Source organism: Pontimicrobium aquaticum (assembly GCF_005047595.1).
Lineage (GTDB): Bacteria > Bacteroidota > Bacteroidia > Flavobacteriales > Flavobacteriaceae > Pontimicrobium > Pontimicrobium aquaticum.
Map to the genome: position 1 here is coordinate 185,719 of NZ_SUPL01000005.1, position 25,122 is coordinate 210,840.

Below are 25,122 nucleotides of genomic sequence, written 5' to 3' on the forward strand. Positions count from 1 at the left end.
TTTCTATAAAGATTTTAAATATTCGTCTAGGTTTTTATGAATTTGAACTATTTGATAGTTTTGAGATGAAATACCAAAATACTCTCTGTTGATATTTTGCTTTTTCTCCTTTAATAATTCTCCAAATCCATTAGCAGCTTGAATGCTTCTTAAACCATGTACCACTACTAAGATAGTGTTTTCATTATACATGTCTTTTGAAGTGCTTAATTCGAAGTATTCAATTTTACTGACAGCTTCGTTTAATTTTTTAATAAACTCATCAATTTCTTCATTTTCAGCATCTGTAAATTGATAGATTGCTTTAAAGTGTTTAGAGCCTTCGTTGCTTTGAAATTCGCTTTTAGACAAAAGTGGCATGACATTTTCTAGCATGTCTTGAGCTTTTGCTCCCTCTGGACTGTTTGGATAGTTTAAAGCAATATAGTTTATAGATTCATTGTAGCTTTCAAACCCATAAAGTCGTGCTTTAGACACTGCTTTTAAAAATTCGAATTTAGGTACTATTTTTTCGCCTTCGAACCTTGAAATATAAGTGTCGCATTGTTCAATTACATTCGCATAGTCTTGATCTTTAAATTTTTTGTAAAGTGTTTCATAAATATACTCCGGACTGTTTTCGTCCTCACCCAAATCTGCATTAGGGTTCATTAAAATGGCTGCATATCTAGAATCTGGGTAGTTTGTAATGATGTCGTTTTTTGCTATTTCTGCCTCTCCATTCTCTCCTAATAACTCATAAATTTTGTATAAATTATACTTTGAAGGGAGTATTAAACGCTCCTCTGGATTGCTTTTTAGAAGTCCTAGAAGTTTATCTTTAGCTAAATGGTATTCTTTGAATTTTTCTTTATAAATCAACCCTAATTGGTAATAAGCAAAATTCCTGTCCTTCATCAAGCTGTCAATGGCTTTTTGTTCAACTGGTATTTTTGAAATATAAAATTCCGGTGAAAACAGTTCACTATCTTTTGTAGAAGTTAACTCACTTGCATTTACATTTTGGTTTGTGCTTACGCCTCCTTTATTAGACCATCGCCAATTATCTTGAAGCTGACGTTCTCCCCAGTTTTGTAAAAATTCGTTTTTACCATAAGCAACCGTTACTGGATTGTAAAAATAGAAAGTTGATGTCTTTTCAAGACCTCTTGAGTTTATATTTGTATTTTTATTTTTTGATGTTTGCTCTGCAATGAGTTTAGCTGTTTCAGCTTCTTCCTTTAAAGCTTCGGCTTTTTCTTTTAGTTTGTTGGTATAGTCAGTAAAATATGTTACTCTTTCCTCATTAGACATATTTACTAAACTCAAAATACTATCATTTCTTACAGCAACATCCTCATAAAAAATAACATCATCCAAATTGTCCCGTTTACGCTTAATTTCCCTGAATAATTTAGTGTTTTGCTTTAAATTAAGCATGGTGCTATCGTAATACGCTCCAGCATTTTTGTATTCCGTCTTATCAAAACTCATATTTCCTAAGTTTTGATAGCTCATAGCATTTAACATGTTATCTCTAGAACCTGTTCGAAGTGATTTATTGTAATATGATGCCGCTATGGTATCCGATTCATTGGTTTTGTGATATTCGGCAATTTGATAGTAAATCTTATCCAAGAATGGTCTATTCTCCCTATTTTCTTCTAGGTCTGTCAATAGCTCAAGAAACTCCATCTTATTACCACTGTTATAATCGAAATTCTTTGCTTTTTCGATTTGTGCACTAATCATGTAAATTCTAGGCGTTTTTCTGTTCAGTTCAATCACCTTCTCAAATGCCATATTAGCACTGTCTGGTTTTTGTAGTGCATTGTACAATTGTCCTTGAATAAACTTATAACGACCACGTTCGTCGTTACTTTTTGTGGCATTGGAAGCTATTTCTAATTGTGTGATAGCACTATCTAGCGATTTTGTGTTGATGTACGCTTGAGCCAACATAGAGCTTGCATCGGCTAGATCTTGACCTTTTAATTCTTCTTGAAACAATAAGCGTTTTAAATTGGTTATTGCTAATTCATCATTTTCAAGGCGTAAGTTAGTTTTTTCCCTCCAAATTTTGGCTTGATTGATCTTATCGCTTGCTGGATATTTATAAAGAATATAATTGAAGGCTTCCATTGATGGTACAAAACGCTGATCGAAATAACGTGCCTTTCCTAAAAGTAAATAAGCCTCATCAATTTGAGGGTTTTTCTCCTTCCCTTTAATATTCATTCCATGCTTTTGAATAGCCTTTATGGCTTTTTCTTCAGCTTTAGCAAAGTTATTGTTTGTAGATTGACCGGGAAGTGTCACCTCATCAGTAACCGTCATGCGCTCTATTGGTAAAATCTCCCAATAGTTATCTTGGTAATTGTTGTTTAAGTCTTCTCGACCTTGCTCTAGAACATTGTAACCGTTGTATAGCGTATTGTATTCTGTTGCAACAGCGTGAAAGTTTCTACTAACGAAATTGTCTTTTTTGCGCGAACATCCTGCAATGACAATAGCAGAAAGTAGAAGTATAGATTTGGATTTAAAAGATGTCTTCAACGTTGGTATGTTTAGTAAATGAATAACTAAATGCCGTGCATAATATTATGCAAAAACGTAAAAATAATCATCTTTTTTCTTTTAAACTGCAAAAATAGTCGTCTTTTAGCCTAAATACTAGTTTGTAAAGTGTGCTTCTAGCTCTTTTAGGGTCGCTTCACTAGTGGCTAAATCTTTTACTATTTCGCCTTTTTCTAATACAACAATGCGTTCGCAAACATCGGTTACGTGCATTAAATCGTGGCTAGACACCAAAACAGTAACACCTTGCTTTTTTGCTAAATCTTTTATGATTTGTTTTAGCCTTATTTGAGTAGTAGGGTCTAAGTTAGCAAATGGCTCATCAAGTATAATAACCTCAGGGTTTCCAATAAGTGCGGCTACAATACCTGCTTTTTTTTGGTTTCCTTTACTTAAATCTCTAAGATATTTTTTCTTCCCTAAAATTTCATCATGAAAAAAATCTTCAAACTGTGCTAACAAAGCATCTACGTCAGATTTGTTTTGACCACGTAATTCCCCAATAAAATAGAAGTATTCTTCGGCTGTTAAATACCCAATTAAGAAACTTTCATCTATAAAAGATGATGTAAAGGGTTTCCACGCTTCACTTTCATTAACTAGAATGTCCTTACTTTTAATATAGCCTGTTGTTGGCTGAATTAAATCTAGGAGCAAGCTAAAAAATGTTGTTTTTCCTGCACCATTATTACCTACAAGTCCAAAACTTTGTCCTTTAGGTATGTCTAAGTTTTCAAGGTGAAGTACTTGTACGCCATTATATGACTTTGATAAATTGTTAACTGTTATCATTATTGTTTTTGTTTTTTATTGGCTTATTTTTTCTCTGAAAACGCAGCTACGGTTTTATACTTTCCTTTTTGATAAATATTTTCAATTTTATTTAAAAAGAAATTTTTAAATACTATTCCTAATGCACCAGTTAAGGCCAAGGCTATTAGTCCTGCATTAAAACTTATAAAATGATAAGGAATAAAAAATATTAAAATTGGTAATAGCATTTTAGGTAATGCAATTAATAATTGGGTGGGATTAAATCCGTTAGTATTACTAAATGCTTTTGCTTTAGTATTTAATTCAATTGGCACTCTATTTAAAGCACCTCCAAAAAGGGTGATAAACGTATTTAACCCTATGTTAAATAATGCTCCTGCTGCAATCATTAAATAAATATCCCATCCAAAATAGATGTAAGGTGTGCTTAAGATAAATGAAACAGCTACCGCAACCACCATTAAATACCATTTAGACTCTAAATATTGTCTGTATGGAATATTTTGACTCATTAACATCTTATAATACTCACTATCCCAAGATGGCACTAACTGACCAAAACTCAATAAAAATCCACCAGTAATGAACATTGCTGCAAAAGCTAAAATGTAGGGCATTTTTTCTATATATACGCTTTGTGTGAAAAAAAACAATCCATAAAACAGGAAAAAGAACGACATCATTACCACCTGTTTAGGTCTTGCGTTTCGTGTTATCATTTTTATATCGTTTTTTAAGAATGGTGCAAGATTACCAAAGCGATTCATCCAGCTTAAATCAGTTGCGTGTACTTCTTTTGTCTTTTTAGAAATGGCGCCATCTAGGTAGAACCCTTTTCTAATAAAATCGAAATTAACTTTATACAATCCTATCATTATCAAGAAAGGAATAATTGCTAAATATGGCTGATTGTATAACCCATTAAATAGCACTCCAACTGGTTCAGTAATGTCAAAAATGTTAAAATATCTCAACACAACAATTATGATTACTAAGGATGCAATTCCATAAAATACTGTATTGCTTTTGTTGATTAAAAAATTTAAGAAATTAATAGACATGTTAATGCACATTATTGCAAAAAACCATAAAACAACATTCACCACAGGGTATCCCTGAAATAATAATACAATTGAAAAAGGAAGGAATATAAGCAGTGAAATAAAATTAAAAAACGAAAGTATTGTTTTTCCCAACAAATAATGAATAACAGAGTTTCGTGTTATAGGAATTATCATTAAGGGTTTAATATTCATGACAGGAAGTTGCTGCATAAAATACCGTATCATTAGTTCAAACAATATCCAATAGATTAAAAAATTGTTTACCATAACTATTGGGTCTATATCTGGAAATGTTTTTTCAAGCGCAAAAAACATAACGCCTCCCATAAAAATTGCTATTCCTCCAAAATATAACACTGCAAGGAAAAGTAAAATTTTAATAGCAAGTCCTTTTTGAAAATATGAAGCGCGTTTAAACTGTTTCCACTCTAAACTTAAAAAATGTTTAATCATGTTTGGGTTGTGTTTAATCTATTTGTTGTAATTGTAGTCAATTTGTTACAGTCTAAATTAAAAATTAACTAATTACTTCACTATTTTTGCCAAAAAATATTTTTCAAATGTCACAATTCTATACGCTTACTATAAAAGAAATCATAAAGGAAACCGATAAAGCGGTTACTATAAATTTTGAAGTCCCTAATAACTTAAAAGATACTTTTGCCTTTAAAGCTGGGCAATACATTACGTTAAAAACATCTATAAACGGCAACGAGATAAGGAGAGATTATTCACTATGTGTGTCACCAAAAAGCAACGATTTAAAAGTGGCTGTAAAAGAGGTTGACAACGGAACTTTCTCAGTTTATGCAAATAATCAAGTAAAGGTTGGCGACTCATTAGAAGTTGCACCACCCAAAGGTCGTTTTGTTTTTGAGCCTAATGACAAAAAAACTAAAAACATAGCTCTTTTTGCAGCTGGTAGTGGTATTACGCCAATATTAAGCATTATAAAGTGTGCTTTGGAAGAAGAAGTACATAGTAAAGTTATTTTGGTTTATGGCAACAAAACCACCAAGGACACCATGTTCTTAAATGAATTATTGGAACTTCAACATCAGTACAAAGACCGTTTTTCCATTCAGTTCGTATTTAGTCAAGCTGATGAAGATGATGCAATTTTTGGACGTATAGAAAAAAGTACTGTCAACTATGTTATGAAGAATAAGCATAAGCACATTTCTGTAGATGCTTATTATCTTTGTGGTCCTGAAGGTATGATTCACGCCGTAAAAGATGTACTAAATGAGCATGATATTCCAGAAGATATTATTCATTATGAATTATTTAAAGCAGCTAAAGCCAGTGAAGCTATTTCTGAGACACTTTCTGAAGGCAATACACATATTACGGTAATTGTTGATGATGAAGAGACAGCTTTTGAAATGTCTCAAAAAAGAAACATACTAGAAGCTGCTTTAGATGAAGATCTAGATGTGCCATACTCTTGTCAAGGTGGTATTTGCAGTAGCTGTATTGCGAGAGTTAAAGAAGGTGAAGCCACTATGCGCCAAAACAATATTTTAACTGATAGTGAATTAGCTGAGGGACTTGTCTTAACATGTCAAGCACACCCAACTACTTCTAAAATTGTAGTTGATTATGATGATGTTTAAACGCATTGTTTTGGTTGTTCAACCAACTAATTTACGTTTAAGCATATAAAATATGTATTTCATCGAATTGAGTGCAAATTTTCTCACACAAAGTTTTTAGGTGAATTAAAAACAAATACCTTAGCTATAGATTTAAGCGTTAATCTTTTTTTAGGATTATCTATGTCTATTTAAAAACGTTTAATCTAGCCTCACTTTATGTGAGGCTTTTTTGTAGCATAGATGTTGCTTTAGAAATTATTTGTTGAGGTGATATCGAATTTATAGCATCTTCGTACCCTTCAGGAAAGGTTTTGCCATAAATAGACGTTGGTATTAAAGGAAATTTATCTCTGTTTGCCAATAATGCATTTTCAGGGTTTTGATTAAAAGGGTAAAAACCAGCATAAGGGTGTGTCACACCCCAAAGTGTTATAACCTCAACCCCAAACATTGCTGCAATATGTGCATTTCCAGAATCCATGGAAATCATCAGGTCTAAATTTGAAATAACATCCAACTCTTCATCTAACGATAGTTTTCCTGCAAGATTAATTATATTTATGTTCGAATTGGCAATTGTTTCTAAAGCCTTAATTTCATTTTTGCCTCCTCCAAACAATAAAATAGAGTTTGTTTTACTAAGTGATGTGATTACCTCTTGCATAAGTGACAAGGAATATGTTTTGCTTTTAAAGGCAGCAAAAGGCGCAATACCAATCCAGGGTTTGTTTTTATTTCCTGTAACTTCTTTAAGTTTATCCGTTATGTCTGCTGCTTCTGAAAACACAGGTGTGCTTAAATCTAAAGGATATCCCAACTTGTCAAAAACTTCAGCATATCGTTGGTGTGTAGTTGTAAGTTGTTTAAATAGTTTTCCTTTTATAAGTGCTTTTTTTTCTGCTCTTCCTTTGTCTATTTGAATACACTTTTTATTAATTAGAAAAAGTTTAAGCATTTTACTTCTAAGTACATTATGCAAGTCTGCAATGGCGTCAAACTTTAGTTTTTTTAGTTCTTTTGATAATTTATAAAGACCTAAAATTCCTTTATGCTTTCCTTTTACATCTACTGCATGCACAGACACATTCTCTATATCTCTAAAAAAGGGTGCGAAAAAGCTCTTGGTAAGTACTGTAAGCCTAACACTTGGATATTGCTTAGTGAATTGACGTAATATGGGAACTGTCATAGCGACATCTCCCATTGCTGATAAGCGAATAACAAGTATGTGTTTTGGTAAATCTTGCATTAAAATAATCTAAAATAGACTTCGTCATTGAGAGCTGTTAGACTGAGCTTGTCGAAGTTAAAGTGAAGCAATCTGTCTATATATTTATGAGATTACTTTGTGGTTCGTGCCTCTCTCCTTGTAATGACACATTTATTTATTTCCACGAAGTACAGGGTTAAGCTCATCATCGTTATACATTTTCATTTGCTTATACACCTTCATGTATTTATCGCCATTGGAAATATCTTTTAGCAAATCATCAATAGCTGTCGATAAATCCACACGTTGTTCAAGTAAAACATCCAGCTTTTTTTGACATGCACTTTTATGTTCATCAGATGCATCATCTCTAACAGTTTCAAGGTGCATATGGTAAATCTTTAAAGCTAATATAGATAGTCTGTCAATAGCCCAAGCTGGACTTTCTGAGTTAATCTTAGCATTTGGTTTTACTGTTACATCTTTATACTTATCTAAAAAATAGCTGTCAATATATTCAACCGTATCTGTTCTATCTTGATTAGAAGCATCAATCATTCGCTTTAGCTTTAAAGCTGCTTCTGGTTCAATATTTGGATCCCTAATAATGTCTTCGTAAGCCCATTGCACAGTATCAATCCAACATTTTCTGTATAATAAATGTGCTATTACATCATCATTTTTATCATACTTATTAGTAAATGGTTGGTCAACAGTATTTTTAACTTTATACGTTTTTATAACCTCTTTAAAAATTGCATTTGCTTTATCTGAAAACATAACTTTGTAATTATAATGAGTGCAAATATACTTCTATTTAATTAACTTTACTCAACCATAATTCTTCAAAATGTATATCCATAATCTTTCTTTAGACAACTCCGTTTTAAACAATTTTATATTTGAAATTAGAGATATTTCTGTTCAAAATGACAAAATGCGTTTTAGGCGAAATATTGAGCGCATTGGTGAAATTTTAAGCTATGAAATGAGTAAGACGTTGCTTTTTAATTCAGTAAATGCAAAAACACCTTTAGGAAGCTCGACCCTAAATAAAATTTCTGACGACATTGTAATTTGCTCTGTGTTGCGAGCAGGCTTACCACTACATAATGGTGTTTTAAATTATTTTGACAGTGCTGAAAATGCCTTTATATCAGCTTACAGGCATCACTTAAACGATAAAGATTTTGAAATAGTTGTAGAGTATATTGCAAGCCCTAAATTAGATGGCAAAACACTTTTGTTAGTTGACCCAATGTTAGCAACAGGAAAGTCGTTAGCGTTAACTTACGAAGCACTGCTTTCGCACGGAACTCCAAAAAACGTGCATATTTTGAGTGTTATTGGTGCTGATGCTGGTGTAAACTATATTAAAAATTGTTTTCCTGAAAACACCCATTTATGGATTGCAACCGTTGATAAAAAACTAAACGATAAAGGGTATATTGTTCCTGGTTTAGGAGATGCTGGCGACTTAGCTTATGGTACTAAATTAAGAAATTAATACAGCAGCTAAAGGCGCTAAAAGTAACATCCATAAATAAGCCTCAGATAACCACGGTTTTTTTACAGACTCAATATAATTTGTCATTATAATAGCTAAGGGTGCAAATAGAAAAATAAACTCGCTTCCGTTTTTATTTGGAGATATTACAATAATCACAACGCCTGTAAGTAATGCTATTAATATTAACACAAAAGCTGGTCTAAAAGCTCTTGACTTATCAGGCAGTTTTTTGATGTAAAAGAATAAAGCCCAAAGCCCTAGTGACAGTATAATTGACAGTACAACAATTAAACTACTTCTGTCATAGTTTGAAAAATTAAAGCTAACCGAATCTAGATATTTGTTTAAATCATAATAAATATCGTTTGTAATGATATTATAACTTACAATTATTAATGCAAGAGCTATAATTGCAATAAAAGGAACCATCCAATTATTTAATTTTGTTATTGAAAACAAAATAAGTGCAGAAAATACAAGGATTAGAAACAAAATGGACCAGAAGTAAAATAGTGAAGCTAAAGCAATCCAAAAAGCAGCATCAAATAGTTTTTTCTTAATATTTAAGTTTGATTTTAAGCTTATAATTCGTCTTATAGCAAATAAGACAAACACATTAGAAACAATAATATTTCCGTGCTGTAATGTTTCGGGAATACAAGCTAAAAACAAGCTGAACAACAGTATTTTAAAACTGTTCTTTTTTGTTAGGTTATTCTTATTTACAACAAAAGATAATACAAAAATAGACAAAAGCGTTACGCCATATAATATTACTTCTTTAAGTATTTGAGTAATACTAACACCTTCATTATAATACCCTAATCTCACCATTAAAAATAGTCCAAAAACAAAAACAGACACAAGGACTAAATGAATTGGTTTAGAAGTGCTAAAAAATCTTGTAATCATTTAAAGAGTTCGTATATTTGCCATGTAAATATAATACTATTACAATGAAAGACTTTTTTTACGCTATACAAGATTTATTTGTAGATGTTTTATTTGCACCACTAGATGCTTTAAGAATTCTAGAGCTTGACAATTGGTGGGCTGCTAATATTATATCTTGGATTTTTATCATTATTGGTATGGCTGCATTTACATATTGGATGCTACAACTTAAAGGGTTTAATGATAGAAATGAAGAAGATAAAAGCATCACTTCGCACTCTTATCTATAAATCGAACCCAATATCTTTACGATAATACATCTTATCAAAATGTAGTTTTTCTATGCTTTGGTAAGATTTTTTTATGGCCTCTTTATAGGTTGTTCCATAACTAGTAATAGCCATAACGCGACCTCCTGAAGTTACTATGCTACCATTATCTATTTTTGCGCCAGCGTGAAAAGGTATGGAATCTTCAATATTTTCTACACCTGTAATTACTTTTCCTTTTTCATAGGCTTCTGGATAACCTCCAGATACTAACATGACTGTAGTGGCTGCACGTTCATCTATGTCTATATCTACTTTGTTTAATGTTTGATTTGAGATAGCTTGAAAAATTTCAACTAAATCGGTTTTAAGCCTCGGCAATACCACTTCTGTCTCAGGATCTCCCATTCGTACATTGTATTCAATCACTTTGGGATCATCACCAACTTTTATCAACCCAATAAACACAAAGCCTTTATATGGTAAATTGTCTTTTTGTAATCCTAGAATGGTCGGTTTAACAATGTGTTCTTCTATTTTGTTTAAAAATTCTGGTGTAGCAAAAGGTACTGGAGACACTGCTCCCATACCACCAGTATTTAAGCCCGTATCACCTTCCCCTATGCGTTTGTAATCTTTTGCTGTAGGTAATATTTTATAGTTTTTCCCATCTGTTAACACAAAACAACTTAACTCAATACCATCCAAAAACTCTTCAATGACCACTTTAGAACTTGCTGCGCCAAACTTAGCATCTACCAACATGTGTTTTAATTCTGTTTTAGCGTCTTCCAGATCTTCTAAAATCAACACCCCTTTTCCTGCCGCTAATCCATCTGCTTTTAAAACATAAGGAGGGTTTAAGGTTTCTAAAAACGCATAACCTTCTTCCACATTTGAAGCATTAAAACTTTGGTAAGCAGCTGTTGGGATATTGTGACGCTGCATAAACTCTTTGGCAAATTCTTTACTGCCTTCTAATTCAGCGGCTGCTTTTTCTGGTCCAATAACTGCAACATGTTTTAGCTCGTTATCATTTTTAAAGAAGTCTTGAATCCCTTGCACTAAAGGGTCTTCTGGTCCAACAACAACCATATCAATGCTTTTTTCCATTACTAGCGATTTTATAGCCTCAAAATCGGTTACACCTATATTGACATTGGTAGCTATTTGAGCTGTTCCTGAATTTCCAGGAGCAACATAAAGTGATTTACATAAAGGACTTTGGGCAATTTTCCAAGCAAACGTATGCTCTCTTCCGCCTGAACCAAGAATTAAAATAGTCATGTTTTTTTGTTGTTTGCGCAAAAATAAAACTAATGCCTCGAATACACGAATATTTTTTATTTACTTTACAAAAATATCTCAATCATTTTGAATGTATTCAATCTTTCCTTAATGCTTCAAGGCTTTCCAATAAAGAAGGCTAATGCCGAGTTGAGAATGATTCAGCATAAGAATGATGATGACTTTAAAGCGTATGTTCTACAAAAAAAACAAGAGATTCTGTTATACCATTTAGAGCATAATTCGTTTTACAAATCCTTTGCAAAAAATATACATATTAATAATTGGAATACCGTTCCTGTTATGACAAAGCGTGATTTACAGCAACCATTACATAAAAGACTTTCAAAGGGTTATACTGTAAACAATGTCTATATTAACAAAACATCTGGTTCTTCTGGTGATCCTTTTATGTTTGCTAAAGACAAATTTTGCCACGCAATGACTTGGGCTATATTTAAAGAATGGTATGGATGGTACGCTATATTTAATGCAAAACAAGCGCGTTTTTACGGAATACCTTTAAACAAAAAAGGGTATTACAAAGAGCGATTAAAAGATTATATATCTAATCGTTATCGATTTAATGTGTTTGATTTGTCTGAAAAGGCCTTTGATCTATGGATTAGAAAATTTTCTAAAACTAGGTTTGAATTTATTACTGGTTATACTTCGGTTATTGTTGCCTTTGCTAAGTATTTAATAAAAAATGAAATTATTCTTTTAGAGGTCTGTTCCACATTAAAAGCATGTTTACCAACCTCTGAAATGCTTTCGGATGATGATAAACTATTACTGGAAAAAGCATTTAACATTCCCATAGTTAACGAATATGGTTCTGCTGAATTTGGACTAATTGCACTTGAAAAAAACCAACAATGGGTATTAAACAACTTGAATCTTTATGTTGAAATTTTAGATGATGATGGACATGTTTTACCTTATGGAGAAGAGGGACGCATTGTCATTACGGATTTATTCAATAAAGCGCATCCTTTTATTAGATATGATATTGGAGACATAGGCAGCATAGAGCACATTGACTCTAAGCTAACGGTATTGAAAACACTTGTTGGAAGAAAAGAGGATTATGTAACACTACCTAGCGGAAAAACAGCACCTGGACTATCATTTTACTACGTTACAAAATCTGTAATGCAAGATGATGGATTAATTCAGGAAATTAAAGTGATACAGCACACACTAAATACGTTTGAAATTCAGTATGTTGCTGATTACGAATTAAATGAAAATCAGAAAACAACAATTAAAAATGCCTCTGAAACATACTTAGAACCTGGAATTGAAATTCTCTTTACTAAAAAAAACAGTTTACAACGTACTAAAAAAGGTAAACTGAAGCAGTTTACGTCGCATATTAATTAGGTTATATAATGCAAAAACAATTTGTCAACATGAATGTTGTTTCTTTTTTTATGAAACACTTCTCGATACAAAATTCATTCTGAATTTCACTCGAAGTGACAAATAAATAGTTAAACTAAGTGGGTTTTATTCTTTTTGTTTGCTTTGATTTTACAAAGAAGTATTCATAGAAAAACAACACTAAATACTTTACTGATTTAAAAAAACCAAATCCTAATTCTTTATTATACATATTAAAATTATGTGTTACCAATGCAAATTTATTAGAGGACACAGACCCTTTTCTAACTCTATAATAGGCCAAAGATTCCTTAATGCCTATGGCTTTACCTCCTTTTTTTATGGCATTGAGCCACATCACCCAATCCTGTCGCTTTTTTATCCCTGGCATATATATCTTTCCCAGCCTTTCAGCATTATAAAGGCCTGTTAAATTACCTATGTAGTTGCATTTCAACTGTTTTCTGTAAGACAGTTTAGGTAAAGCCTCTACAATTTTATTTAAAGGCTTACCTTCTTCATTAATAAGTTCATAGGATGAAAAACAGATAGCTTTGGCTTTAGACCTCATGTACTCTAGTTGTTTTTCTAACTTATGGGGTTTCCAAATATCATCAGAGTCTAAAAAAGCTATGTAATTACCCTTGGCTGCTTTAATGGCTGTGTTTCTTGCTGCCCCAGCACCAAGGTTTTGAGTTTGCTTTATGAGTTTTATCCGATTGTCTTTTTTGGAAAACTCTGAAATGATGTTATAGGAATTGTCAGTAGAAGCATCATCAACGATAATGAGTTCCCAGTCTTGATATGTTTGATTGATTACAGATGTTATAGAAGCTGCAATATATGGTTCTGAATTGTATGATGGCATTATAATTGAAACCATCTAGTAAGCTTTTTCTTCTCCTTTTAAAGCATTTATAAAGGTTTGTAGTATTATTTTCAAGTCAAGGAATATAGACCAGTTTTCGATATAAAAAATATCAAACTTTACTCTTCCAATAATATCTTTATCGGTTTCAACTTCACCTCTATAACCACTAACTTGCGCCAAACCAGTAATACCAGGTTTTACAAAATGACGCACCATAAATTTATCGATGCGTTGTGCGTACATATCTGTATGGCTTACCATGTGTGGTCTTGGACCTACTACAGACATATCTCCAAATAATACATTATAAAATTGAGGTAGCTCATCAATGCTTGTTTTTCGTATGAACTTTCCAACTTTTGTTACTCGATGGTCTCCTTTGGTCGCTTGATGTAAATGTGCATTTTTATTAGGAGTCATTGATCTAAATTTATAACACGCAAACTCTTTATAGTTAAACCCATTTCTTGTTTGCTTAAAAAACACTGGTCCTTTAGATTCTAGTTTTATAATAATTGCTAGAATAGGTGTTAACCAAGATAAAATAAAAACTATAATTGCAGAGGCAAAAATGATATCGAATAACCTTTTAATAAATGTATTTATTGGTTCTTGAAGAGGGATGGTTCTTATAGATAAGATTGGGATATAATCGTAATATTCATACTTCAATTTCTTGGTAAAGATATCTTTGTTATCAGGAATAAACTTCACCTCTCTCAAATTATTGTCTGCAAAATCTACTAGATCATTTATTTGCTTATTCGACAATTGTGATGCTGAAAAATATATCTCATCTATATTATTATCAATTATATAATTAAAACACTTGGTTAAATCATTGTCATTTTTTTCAACCTCAAATTGCTTTATAAAACTATAACCAAATTCTGGTCTGTATTTAAAAATATCTATTAGCTGTCTTACCTTTTCATTGTCACCAATCACAATCACATTTCTTCTATTACCTCCTAATTTTGATCGATATTTTTTCAGTAAAAAGAATGATGAAATCTTAAATAATAATAGTAATAAAAAAACAGCCATTAAATACTGTCCTAGAGCTAAACGACTAATATTGGGTTGCTTAAAAAAGCCTATAAATGCATAGGCCATTAATGCATATAAAATAATTTGCCTAAAGAGGATTATAAATAATTGCACAACCTTAGTATGTCTGCGCACATTATAATAGTGATTCTTAAAAGAAATGACAGCCCAGGATAAAGAAATATAGGCTAGAAAAACATAAATATCTGTAATATTAATTGCAAAAAAAGGAAGGATGCTAATAATAATTAACAAGTCTGCCAAGAAAAATAATGGTGTGATTAAATTTGAATATCGTCGTTGTTTATAGGCCACATTATTTTTTTATATGGTTGGTAAAATCTTTATGCTCTCTTTTATAAAGTTTTTCTTTAGATAAACTTTTAAAATATTCGAACGTTCTTTTCATGCCTTCACTTCTTCCAATTTGAGGCTCCCAGTCTAAGACCTTTTTTGCCAAGCTAATATCTGGTTGTCGCTGTAACGGGTCGTCTATAGGCAATTCCTTAAAAACGATCTTCTGATTTGTTCCTGTAAGTTTAATAATTTCTTTAGTAAACTCCAAGATAGTAATTTCATCAGGATTTCCAATATTAACGGGGTACACATAATCACTAAACAGTAACCTATAAATCCCTTCAACTTGGTCGTCAACATAACAAAACGATCGCGTTTGCAAGCCATCCCCAAAAACGGTTAAATCCTCACCACGTAATGCTTGTCCCATAAAAGCAGGAATCACGCGTCCGTCGTTTAATCGCATCCTTGGACCATAGGTGTTAAAAATTCGTACAATTCTGGTTTCCAATCCATGAAATCTATGGTAAGCCATGGTAATGGATTCTTGAAAACGTTTGGCTTCATCATACACGCCTCTTGGACCTATGGTGCTAACATTTCCGTAATACTCTTCAGATTGCGGATGTACTAATGGGTCACCATATACCTCAGATGTTGAAGCAATTAAAATCCGCGCTTGTTTGGCTTTAGCCAACCCTAATAAATTATGAGTTCCTAAAGATCCTACTTTAAGTGTTTGAATGGGTATTTTTAAGTAATCAATAGGGCTTGCTGGAGAGGCAAAATGCAAGATGTAATCCAAGTCGCCTTCTATAGCAATAAACTCGGTAACATCATGTTCAATAAACTTAAAATTTGGGTGCTTAGAAAGATGGGAAATATTAGAAACGTCACCCGTAATAAAGTTATCCATGCCAATGACGAAAAACCCTTCATTGACAAATCGGTCGCACAAATGCGATCCTAAAAATCCTGCAGCTCCTGTTATTAAAACTCTTTTCAATGGTTAAATGGTTGAATGACGGAATGACATAATGATGGAATGATGGAATGCCGAAAGCATTAAGGGTCTATTTGTTACCATACGCTGAGCTTTTTGCTTTAGATACTATTTTTATTATCTCATTTGCTTCTGCTAAAAGTCTTTCAAATTCATTTGTTTGACTGGACAAAGCCGTGTCTTTTATGACCTCTAACCAAAATTCTGATTCATCAGCCTCTTCTACGACAATGCATATTTTACTAAAAAATTCTCTTTTAGATCTTGCTCTACATGCCGCACGATAATTTGCGCCAGTTGATGTAGCCGATTTAACCAATTGATACGTGATAACTGATGATGCCTTGTTAGGTTTTAATGAATCACAAAAACATATAATATCCACAGAAAACTTCTTGGTTCTTTGTTTCATGCTCTCAACAAACATTTCTCTTTCTGTCATTTGATTATTTACATCACTCATTAACTCACTATATCATTGGTCATTATATCATTCAATCATTATCTAGCATTATTTGGTCGTCTTTCGCCCTATCGAGTAATACGTAAATCCTTCGTTTTGCATATCTTCTACTTCAAATAAATTTCTTCCATCGAAGATTACAGGTGCCTTTAAAAGCGTTTTTAACTTGTTGAAATCCGGGGTTCTAAAAATGCTCCATTCGGTACATATGATCAAGGCATCTGCGTTATTAGCTGCGTCGTATTTGTTTAATGCATAGGTTAGCTGCTCACCAAACTTACGCTTTACATTTGGCATGGCTTCAGGGTCGAACACCTGTATGTTAGCCCCTTTTTGTAATAGGTCTTCAATAATGTATAATGCTGGTGCCTCTCTAATATCGTCGGTTTCTGGCTTAAATGCCAATCCCCAAACAGCAAACGTTTCACCCTTAATATCGCCATTAAAATGTGATTCGATTCTTGGAATGAGTATCTTTTTTTGAACATCGTTTACCTTTATCACTGCATTTAAAATATCAAAGTGATGCCCAACGTCTATACCAGATTTATGTAATGCCTTTACGTCTTTAGGGAAACAAGAACCTCCATAACCAATACCTGGAAATAAGAAACGTTTGCCAATACGCGAATCGGTTCCCATACCCATACGTACTTTATCGACATTGGCACCAACTTTTTCGCAAAAATTGGCAATCTCGTTCATAAACGTAATCTTGGTCGCTAAAAATGAATTGGCTGCATACTTCGTGAGTTCAGCACTGCGCTCATCCATCACGATGATTGGATTCCCCGAACGTACAAAGGGTTTGTACAGCTTTTTCATCAAGTTAATTGCCTTCTCCGATTCTGACCCAATTACGATACGTTCTGGCTTTAAAAAATCATCCACAGCAAAGCCTTCTCTTAAAAATTCTGGATTTGACACTACATCAAAATCAACATTGGTTTCACTAGAAATGACCTCAGTAACTTTATCGGCTGTTCCTACAGGCACTGTGCTCTTGTCAACAATCACTTTATACGATTGTATTTTTTGTCCAATCTCTTTAGCGACACCTAATACGTATGATAGATCGGCCGAACCGTCTTCATCTTCAGGTGTTGGTAATGCTAAAAAGATAATATCACCATGCTCCAACCCTTCCTCTAAACTCGTAGAAAACGTTAAGCGGCCTGCTTTAATATTTCTTTCAAACAGCACATCCAAATGAGGCTCGTAAATAGGCACCTCTCCCTGTTGCATTTGCTGTACTTTGTCTTCATTGATGTCTATACAAAGTACTTCGTTGCCTGTTTCTGCCAAACAGGTTCCTGTCACTAAGCCTACATATCCTGTGCCAATAACTGCTATTTTCATTCTCAATTTTTTACATGACAAAAATAGAAAAGTACGACAAGAAATAAGACTTTAATAGTAAAAATATGACTAACTGTACTACTTTTAAACCTTTTTACTATTCTTGAAAAGCTTTTCTTTTAGAACTAAAACAATAAACTTAGAGTTCCCTATTAAATAACGCTTCCACATACGCTTGGGTTCTTGAATAAATCGATAAAACCATTCCAGTCCAGATTTTTGCATCCATAATGGTGCACGCTTCACTTTACCCGCAACAACATCAAAACTACCTCCTACACCCATAATAAAATTAACATTTCCCAAAATACTCTTGTTCTCGTATAGGAAGTTTTCTTTGGTAGGAGAACTAATGGCAACAAATAATATATTCGCGCCACTATTGGCTATTTGTTTTGCAATGTCTTTTTCTTCTTCTCTTTTAAAATACCCATTTCTATATCCAGCAATGATCTTAGAAGAATATTGTTCGGAATAAATTTCTACTACTTTTTTAACCACCTCTTCTTTAGCTCCGAAAAAAAATATTTTATGCCTTTGTTTATGCGCAAACCTTACCAAATTAACCATCAAATCAATCCCTGCTACACGTTCTTTTAATGGTTTGCCTAAAAATTTTGATGCCCAAACTACAGCCTGCCCATCTGCATTTATTACATCGCTTTCATTAACACTTTGCCTAAGTTGCGTATCGTTTTGAAGCGCTACAATTTTCCCTGCGTTAACAACTACGTGATGTATTTGTTCGTTTTTAGCAATAGCCTCCTGAATAACTTCTAAAGTGTCATTCATTGCAAGATTATCAATGGTAGTATTTAAAATAGAAATTCTATTCATTTTCTTGTTTAAACTCTAAAAAATAATAACTAAACGCATAAAACATCCAGGATTGGGCCCACCTAATATACGGTATTTTTGAGGTGATACTCTTCTTTTTTTGATAGTAAAAATATCCTTTTGAATCCTGCATATTACTGATGGTCCAATTAAGTACTCTATCTACTAGATTTTTATGCTCTTTTAACTTGTTCAACTTAGCTAAGGTGACAACCAATTGAGCAGGTGCATGAATATCAATAGGAAAGGTTTTATTGTTATAGTATTTTGACACACCCTCTTCTGTAAAAAAATTATTTAAATAATAATTTAAGCCTTTATTTATATTAGGCTGAAAGGTGTTGTCTCCAGATATTTTCTGATAGGTATAGATACATTCAAGATTATATCCTGTGTGAAAATTATCTATCCATTGATGAAATGACAGAGTTCCATATGCCCAAGAACCATCTTCTGATTGCTTTTTACAAACATAGGATACAATTTTTCTGGCTTCAGCCAGTAACTGCTCGTCTTTGTTGTATTGATATACCAAGCAAAGTAATTTGGCTCCCAAAAGACCTGCGTTAAATACTTGAGTGGTATCTAAAGGAGAGTATGAGAGTGTATAATTTTTTTCATCATCAAAAGATTTATTTAAGTCTTTTAATACAAAATCACAACTACTGATGGCCGCCTGAAGTAGCGCTTCATTTTTTGTAATATCATATGCCATTAATAACGCTTCAGAAATAAACGACGTTGCTACTACTGTTGGTGTGTACTTAGGCTGAAAAAAAGCTCTCGCTTGCCAATCAAAATTATAACCCCAGCATGCACCTGAATATCCTTGGGTTTGAAGTTTTAAAATCTCATGAGAAAGAAATTTAATTTTATCTAAATAGGCTTCTTTTTGTTCCTTCTTGTATAAATTACAGTAGCCTATTAAAAAAAGCCCAAGTCCTTTAGGGTTATAATCCTTTTTTATTCCAAAAATTGGTCTAAAATTAATGGCGTTTCTCTTAAATAGCTGTATCCAAACCAATCTAAAGAACCTGGATTTACCAAGAGGGGTTTTTTGAATCATCCAGCTATTAAGGCTATCGTACGGATCCCAGCCTTTAAAATCTTCATTTACGCAGTAATCTTTTAGTAGAGTAAAACTTTTTTTAAATCTTTCTTTCAATATTTGTTTCCTTTATACTTTCAAAATAAAAAAACGAACTAAACAAAATAATTAGGACAGTAAAATAAGCGCTAAATATAATGCCGCTACTAGAAAGGGACAAAATAATTAAAATAACCACTAAAAACTTAACTACTGGATTACTTATTTTAAAATTAAATATATATTTCACATATAAAAAGACATAAATCAAAGGACCAAATACACCAAAAAATAAATATGAATCTATGATTGCTAATTCTGGTCTAATTTTATGAAAAAAACCGCCACCAAAAACATAGTTCAAAAATCCCCAATTATTATTAATAAATGTGTCAATATATTTCATTAATAAATCATTTCTAAGAGAAGTAATTGCTGATAAAAGTCCTTTTTCGTAATAAATAGATATAAGTACATTAAACACCCCTTGAAGTGATAGGAGTATGTTTTTTTTAAAAACATATAACACAATCAATATTAAACTTGCCCCAATCCAAAAATATTTGTTTCTGTATTGCTTAAAATGAAAAAAATGAAAAATGCCAAGTAAAACTAAAAAAAAATAAATTCTTTTTGTTCCAACTAGAAGTGATATTAAAGCAGCTAATATTAAACCTAAAGCAAACTTTCTTTGTTTAGAATTAATATATTTGAAATAATAATATATAATAATAAAAATAAAAAGATAACTTGAATATGTACTTCTATCAAAAAGCCCCATATACCCAAACCTTAGGCCAGAATAAGTTTTAAAAAATTTAATATCTAAACAATACCCAACAATAATGGCTAAGCTATTCACCCAAAAAATATATTGAATAACAATAAGAGACTTTTTTATTGCATCCTCATTTATTGAAAAAAAAGGTATTAGGAATAATGGTAAAAAACAAGCTTTAACAAAATAATCAAAATTAGCAATTAGATTAGTTTTAATGTCAATATTCAAAAGAAAAATATTACTCAACAAAAAAGTAAGAGATAATATTATTAGACAATATATCAATGCTTTTGCATATTTTTTCTTATATGATCTATAATAAATTATGAAAGTTATTATTGCAATTAGTCCAATTACTTTTGAATAACGCGTATAAAGTAGGAATTCAAAATTGAATATTTGAGCAATTTTTTTTGCTACATCGCCTAAAAAAAATAACAAAATAATTCCTACCAATAAAATTAATAATGGTTGAGGCTTTTTGGATGTTTTATTAATTAATCTTACCATTTACTACTTGCACTAAATAATTATTCAAACATAATCTCTAATTGTATTGCTTAATAGTAGTCTTTGAATAATTAAGAAAAAATATAAAAAAAATAAAAAAGGAGATTCCCATTTGTCTAACAAGCACTGACTCTGTAAAACAGAACAATAGCAATGTTATAATAACACTCATTTTTAAAGTATCCTTTTGCAGAATACTATTCAAAAATATTTTAACAATCCAAAAAACATAAACAACAATAGATAAAACTCCTGAACCTAGCCAAAAACGAAAATATTGATTATGTTCATTAAACTGAATTTTTCTAAATCCTATTTCTCTATAAACCTTAACTAAATTATCTTGAACATCGCCTATCCCTACACCAAATAGAAAATTATCCTTTAATATCCTTATAGATGCATAATTATTTACTAATCTAGCAGTATAATTAGATAGCTTAAAAGAGTATAGCTCAACAGGTATTAAGACTAAAGCTATAACAGTAATACCTAATATAGAAAACAATGATATTACAACCCATTTTATCAACTTAAAACTATAAAAGGTAAAAATTATTTGCCCACATAGCATAGAGAAAATCATCCCTCCAATAATTATTAAATTGTATTTTAAATTATTAAACATATATATAAACTCCAAATGTGGTTGTATTTTCCATACAAATAAATAAAATACAATGAATGACCAAAAAGTGTTTTCTTTTAAAAGTTTTAGTCTATTTTCATTTGTTTGATAACCATTATTCTGAATAACAAAATTTATTGAAAAAATAAATAATCCAGATATAGCTATTACCAAAGGAGTTAGCAATATAAAAGTTACTAAGAACAAAAGCATAATGGGTTTTCTTATTTTATTTGAAAACAACTCTTTTCTATTTTTTAAAATTATAATCGAAAATAAAATATAGGCAGCAAAATAGATTGAGTGATCTACAATATTCTTACTAACCAAGTCATGATAAGTAATTCTATTCAAAAAATATTTTAAGTAGTTCTCCTTAACGTGTATTTTTTTATAACTACCTTCGATAGCTTCATAAATTATATAAGAATAACTATAAAGTATCGTTACAACACATCCCAAAACAAATAATTTAAATATGATGTTTTTCTGTTCATTATTTATATCTATCGTCTTAAATAAAACAAAAGGAAATAATAATAATGGCAGACTTCTTATTAAGTATTTTGTTCCAGCCTCGAAATCTGAGGAGTAAAATAACGAAACTCCATTCAATAAAAAAACAATGGGTAGAGACAAAACAACTAAGTTATTTTTATTTGCTACCCAAAGTCTTCCAATAGATTGATAATCTAATAGTGTTAATACTGTCATTAATATTAACATTGGAGTGGTGAGATTGTTTAAACTTGGTAAGAAAAAAGCATATAAACAAAGTGAATAAAAGTAAATTTTATTTACTCTGCTCATAAAAAACGGTTTTTTTTCCAAAATTAAACTTCTTGAGGTAGGCCTGTTATTAAACTATCAATAATTTTATACGTGGTTAAGGTAGTTAATCGTATAGATTCAAAGCTAATTGGAGACTGACTGCCTGTATTTAATGCTCCTATAAACGCTGTTACTTCTTGCTTATGCCCTTTAGATGTAGACTTTAGTTTTGTAACTTTATTATTCATGTGTAGCTCTCCTGATCTAAAATCATGAATTCTACCTATAATACCACCTCCAAACACTTCAATTAATTCTTTAGGTAAGGATTTATCTCCATTAGCTAAGTAAATTAAATTTCCAACCGACCCGTTTTTAAATTTTACAACAACAGATATATTATCGTCGGTCATCATTTTTTCATTAGCCGTACTAATACTTTCGGCAAATACCTTTGTTGGCTCAGAGTTTGTATAATACTGCATCAAATCAATAAAATGACACATTTCCCCAATAATTCTTCCTCCACCTATATCGGGGTTTTGCGTCCAATGCTCTTTAGGAATAAATCCCGCATTAACCCTAATATTCACAAAAATTGGTTCAGATAACCCTTCAAATGCTTTTTTAATTTCGGTAGATACTTGAGCAAACCGTCTATTAAAACCAACCATTAATTTTCCCTGAGAACTTGAATACACTTCTTCAATCCCTTTTAATTCATTTAGGTTCATTGCTAAAGGCTTTTCCACAAACACATTCTTATTGTTTAGCAAAGCATCTTTAACATAGGTCGCATGAGAATTATGTGGCGTTGCAACAAATACGGTGTTGATTTTTTGATTGTCTAAAATATCTTTTGCAGATGATGATGAGTTGTTAAACTGGAATTTTTCAGCAACATTTTTAGAAGTAATCCCTTTAGAGGTTACCACTGTATCCAACGAGGCTCCAGCAAATTTTACATTTGGGATCAAATAGCTTTGCGCAAAACTTCCAGCCCCAATAAAGCCAACATTAATATTATCAACGGGGCCGTTGTTCAACTTGAAGTTTGATTGGTATCTCTCCTCATCTTCTCTGGGATACTTTAGCAAAATTCCTATGGAAGGCTCCTGAACTTTCCCCAAAACAATGTCGTATGCCTTATCTGCTTCCTCTATATCAAAAATATGTGAGGTCAAGGGTTTTAAGTTAATGCTTCCGTTGGAGATGAGCTTTAAAAAAGCCTCCATATTTCGTTGCTCAGTCCACCTTACATACGCATAAGGATAGTCGTTACCATTCTCTTCATAATTCACATCATAACGTCCTGGTCCATAAGAACATGATAATTTTAACTCCAGCTCTTTTCTGTAAAAATGAGGGTCTCTTGGCACATCCATTTTCACGGCACCCACAACAATTACTTTCCCTTTCTTACGTGATATTTCAGCAGATAGTTCTATTGGATCGTTTGAAGGTGCTGCCGCTGTAATAATAACACTGTCAAAACCATGACCATTGGTGAAATTTTCAATGGTTGCCAATAAGTTAGTATTACCACGCAACATGGCTTCATCTGCCGAAATATCTTTAGCTAAGTTTACAAGTCTTTCTGACAGGTCAATTCCAAATACATTGCAACCATTTGCTTTTAATAGCTGACATGTTATTTGCCCTAACAACCCTAACCCTATCACGCAAACATTATCTCCTAAGGTTGGATCGCATTGCCTTATGCCTTGTAATGCAATAGCGCCTAAAGTAGTGTAACTGGCATCTTCAAAAGATACGTTGTCTGGTATTTTAGCTACTAAGTTTTGAGGAATAGAGACTAACTCAGAATGTGATGCAAAATCCTGCCCAGCACAAGCCACTCTGTCTCCGGATTTAAACACCCCATTGGTATCCATTGAGGCCTTAACAATACCTGCGGTACTGTAACCTAGCGCTTTTAAGGAATCTAGTTTGGTCTTAACCTTGTTCAACGTGGCTTTTAAGCCTTCTTTTTTTACATTCTGGAGTACTTGTGCTACCAGATCTGGACGTTGTTTTGCTTTCCCCAGTAAATTTGCTTTCCCTACTTTTACAGTCCCTCTTTCGGTTCCTGCGCTAATAAGTGAGAACTTATTGTCTACGAGTACCATACCACTTGTTAAAGAGGGTAGCGGAACATCGTCGACATAGAGGTCTCCTGTCTTAAAATTTTGTATAACCTGTTTCATTTGCAATTATCAAAGAGAAATCTCTATTTTTTTTTTAATATTACAATTAATTCTTTCTGTATAATAAAATTCTTAATTTTTATAGTTATTCTATTCTTAAGGAAAAAGGTTATTACAAAGACACTCTAATTTTTCGGAGAAAGAAATAGTTGAATGATTATCTTTAACGCTCTTTTTCTTTTCTTTACAATAAAAGGTTTTAAAAATTTAACCTTAAAATAAATATAATAAACTTAATAAAAATTTTGTTCGTGCAATACCTTTTGCCAAATTCGACCACTCTCATTGAATTGACCAGTTAATATACTAAAAATAGGTTCTTTAGGTAATTCTCTGAAGGCAATTGCAAAATCTTTATATTCACTATTATTTTTGCTTTTCAACTCTTGGTCTTTATAATTGAAATCCAAATTTATTTTTTCTCCTGTCATTAAAGTAACATGCAAAAAATATCTTGTACTTGTATCTATATCGGTTGGGTTTTCTTTTATATAAAATATCTTATCCATATTAACTAGTAGCTTAGCCCCATTAGGAGCTTCTACCTCCCAAAAGTTGTCTAATCCTTGTTTTATTGCTTTAATATTTTCGTCAATAACTTCCTCCTTTAGTGTGTTTATGTCCTTTATATCATCTTCTTTTCCTTCTTTGTTGAACTTGCAAGAGCCTAATAAAATAAGTAGTGTATAAATTAAAAATTGTTTTTTCAT

The 25,122-nt window shown here is 32.0% G+C and carries 22 protein-coding genes; 4 read left to right on the forward strand and 18 right to left on the reverse strand.

Annotated elements, in window-relative coordinates:
- Window positions 1-3 precede the first annotated feature (3 nt).
- The 3 genes from porW to E5167_RS10585 form a co-directional block, all read right to left on the reverse strand.
- Entirely contained in the window at window positions 4-2,535 is a 2,532-nt protein-coding gene (porW, locus tag E5167_RS10575; RefSeq protein WP_136843858.1) for a type IX secretion system periplasmic lipoprotein PorW/SprE, read from the reverse strand.
- 117 nt (window positions 2,536-2,652) lie between these two features.
- Complete coding sequence (locus E5167_RS10580) at window positions 2,653-3,348, reverse strand: ABC transporter ATP-binding protein (protein WP_136843860.1); 696 nt, start codon at window positions 3,346-3,348, stop codon at window positions 2,653-2,655.
- A gap of 23 nt (window positions 3,349-3,371) precedes the next feature.
- A complete protein-coding gene (locus E5167_RS10585; RefSeq protein WP_136843862.1) occupies window positions 3,372-4,847 on the reverse strand; it encodes a DUF5687 family protein in 1,476 nt (491 codons plus the stop codon).
- A 107-nt stretch (window positions 4,848-4,954) separates the two neighbouring features.
- Between E5167_RS10585 and E5167_RS10590 the strand changes: the two genes are divergently transcribed.
- A complete protein-coding gene (locus E5167_RS10590; protein WP_136843864.1) occupies window positions 4,955-6,010 on the forward strand; it encodes a ferredoxin--NADP reductase in 1,056 nt (351 codons plus the stop codon).
- Between the two features lie 196 nt (window positions 6,011-6,206).
- On the opposite strand, the gene E5167_RS10595 is transcribed toward E5167_RS10590, so the two are convergent.
- Entirely contained in the window at window positions 6,207-7,241 is a 1,035-nt protein-coding gene (locus tag E5167_RS10595; protein ID WP_239021983.1) for a glycosyltransferase family 9 protein, read from the reverse strand.
- 132 nt (window positions 7,242-7,373) lie between these two features.
- Window positions 7,374-7,982: a DUF4254 domain-containing protein gene (locus tag E5167_RS10600; protein ID WP_136843866.1), complete on the reverse strand. Its 609-nt coding sequence runs from the start codon at window positions 7,980-7,982 to the stop codon at window positions 7,374-7,376.
- A 70-nt stretch (window positions 7,983-8,052) separates the two neighbouring features.
- Between E5167_RS10600 and upp the strand changes: the two genes are divergently transcribed.
- The gene (gene upp / locus E5167_RS10605) at window positions 8,053-8,709 is read left to right on the forward strand and encodes a uracil phosphoribosyltransferase (RefSeq protein ID WP_136843868.1); all 657 of its coding nucleotides are present in this window, start codon (window positions 8,053-8,055) and stop codon (window positions 8,707-8,709) included.
- On the opposite strand, the gene E5167_RS10610 is transcribed toward upp, so the two are convergent.
- Window positions 8,698-9,624, reverse strand: a complete 927-nt coding sequence (locus tag E5167_RS10610; protein WP_136843870.1) for a DUF6427 family protein — start codon at window positions 9,622-9,624, stop codon at window positions 8,698-8,700. The two genes, upp and E5167_RS10610, sit on opposite strands and share 12 nt — an antisense overlap.
- 44 nt (window positions 9,625-9,668) lie before the next feature.
- Between E5167_RS10610 and E5167_RS10615 the strand changes: the two genes are divergently transcribed.
- On the forward strand, window positions 9,669-9,896 hold the full coding sequence (locus E5167_RS10615) for a DUF6341 family protein (RefSeq protein ID WP_136843872.1): 228 nt from the start codon (window positions 9,669-9,671) through the stop codon (window positions 9,894-9,896).
- Here E5167_RS10615 and purD read toward each other — a convergent pair.
- Window positions 9,891-11,162 carry a phosphoribosylamine--glycine ligase gene (purD, locus tag E5167_RS10620; protein WP_136843874.1) on the reverse strand — a complete coding sequence of 424 codons (1,272 nt, stop codon included), beginning with the start codon at window positions 11,160-11,162 and terminating at the stop codon, window positions 9,891-9,893. The two genes, E5167_RS10615 and purD, sit on opposite strands and share 6 nt — an antisense overlap.
- A gap of 111 nt (window positions 11,163-11,273) precedes the next feature.
- Here purD and E5167_RS10625 point away from each other — a divergent pair, with 111 nt between their 5' ends.
- Window positions 11,274-12,548, forward strand: coding sequence for a phenylacetate--CoA ligase family protein (locus E5167_RS10625; RefSeq protein WP_239021984.1), 1,275 nt, complete (start codon window positions 11,274-11,276; stop codon window positions 12,546-12,548).
- 115 nt (window positions 12,549-12,663) lie between these two features.
- Here the strand turns inward: E5167_RS10625 and E5167_RS10630 are convergent, their stop codons facing one another.
- From E5167_RS10630 to E5167_RS10680, 11 genes are all read right to left on the reverse strand, one after another.
- Window positions 12,664-13,431: a glycosyltransferase family 2 protein gene (locus E5167_RS10630; protein WP_136843878.1), complete on the reverse strand. Its 768-nt coding sequence runs from the start codon at window positions 13,429-13,431 to the stop codon at window positions 12,664-12,666.
- Entirely contained in the window at window positions 13,432-14,784 is a 1,353-nt protein-coding gene (locus E5167_RS10635) for an undecaprenyl-phosphate glucose phosphotransferase (protein WP_136843880.1), read from the reverse strand. It abuts the gene before it with no gap.
- 1 nt (window position 14,785) lies between these two features.
- Entirely contained in the window at window positions 14,786-15,772 is a 987-nt protein-coding gene (locus E5167_RS10640) for a UDP-glucuronic acid decarboxylase family protein (protein WP_136843882.1), read from the reverse strand.
- 67 nt (window positions 15,773-15,839) lie between these two features.
- A complete protein-coding gene (locus tag E5167_RS10645) occupies window positions 15,840-16,181 on the reverse strand; it encodes a four helix bundle protein (protein ID WP_239021985.1) in 342 nt (113 codons plus the stop codon).
- Between the two features lie 99 nt (window positions 16,182-16,280).
- The gene (locus E5167_RS10650) at window positions 16,281-17,591 is read right to left on the reverse strand and encodes a UDP-glucose dehydrogenase family protein (RefSeq protein ID WP_136843883.1); all 1,311 of its coding nucleotides are present in this window, start codon (window positions 17,589-17,591) and stop codon (window positions 16,281-16,283) included.
- A gap of 84 nt (window positions 17,592-17,675) precedes the next feature.
- Window positions 17,676-18,428: a WecB/TagA/CpsF family glycosyltransferase gene (locus E5167_RS10655; protein WP_136843886.1), complete on the reverse strand. Its 753-nt coding sequence runs from the start codon at window positions 18,426-18,428 to the stop codon at window positions 17,676-17,678.
- Entirely contained in the window at window positions 18,421-19,593 is a 1,173-nt protein-coding gene (locus E5167_RS10660) for a glycoside hydrolase family protein (protein WP_239021986.1), read from the reverse strand. Before E5167_RS10660 ends, E5167_RS10655 begins: the two co-directional genes overlap by 8 nt.
- Window positions 19,577-20,806: a hypothetical protein gene (locus tag E5167_RS10665; RefSeq protein WP_136843890.1), complete on the reverse strand. Its 1,230-nt coding sequence runs from the start codon at window positions 20,804-20,806 to the stop codon at window positions 19,577-19,579. Before E5167_RS10665 ends, E5167_RS10660 begins: the two co-directional genes overlap by 17 nt.
- Window positions 20,807-20,843: 37 nt before the next feature.
- Complete coding sequence (locus tag E5167_RS10670; RefSeq protein ID WP_136843892.1) at window positions 20,844-22,244, reverse strand: hypothetical protein; 1,401 nt, start codon at window positions 22,242-22,244, stop codon at window positions 20,844-20,846.
- A 23-nt stretch (window positions 22,245-22,267) separates the two neighbouring features.
- On the reverse strand, window positions 22,268-24,334 hold the full coding sequence (locus E5167_RS10675; RefSeq protein ID WP_239021987.1) for a bi-domain-containing oxidoreductase: 2,067 nt from the start codon (window positions 24,332-24,334) through the stop codon (window positions 22,268-22,270).
- A gap of 311 nt (window positions 24,335-24,645) precedes the next feature.
- Entirely contained in the window at window positions 24,646-25,122 is a 477-nt protein-coding gene (locus tag E5167_RS10680) for a hypothetical protein (RefSeq protein ID WP_136843896.1), read from the reverse strand.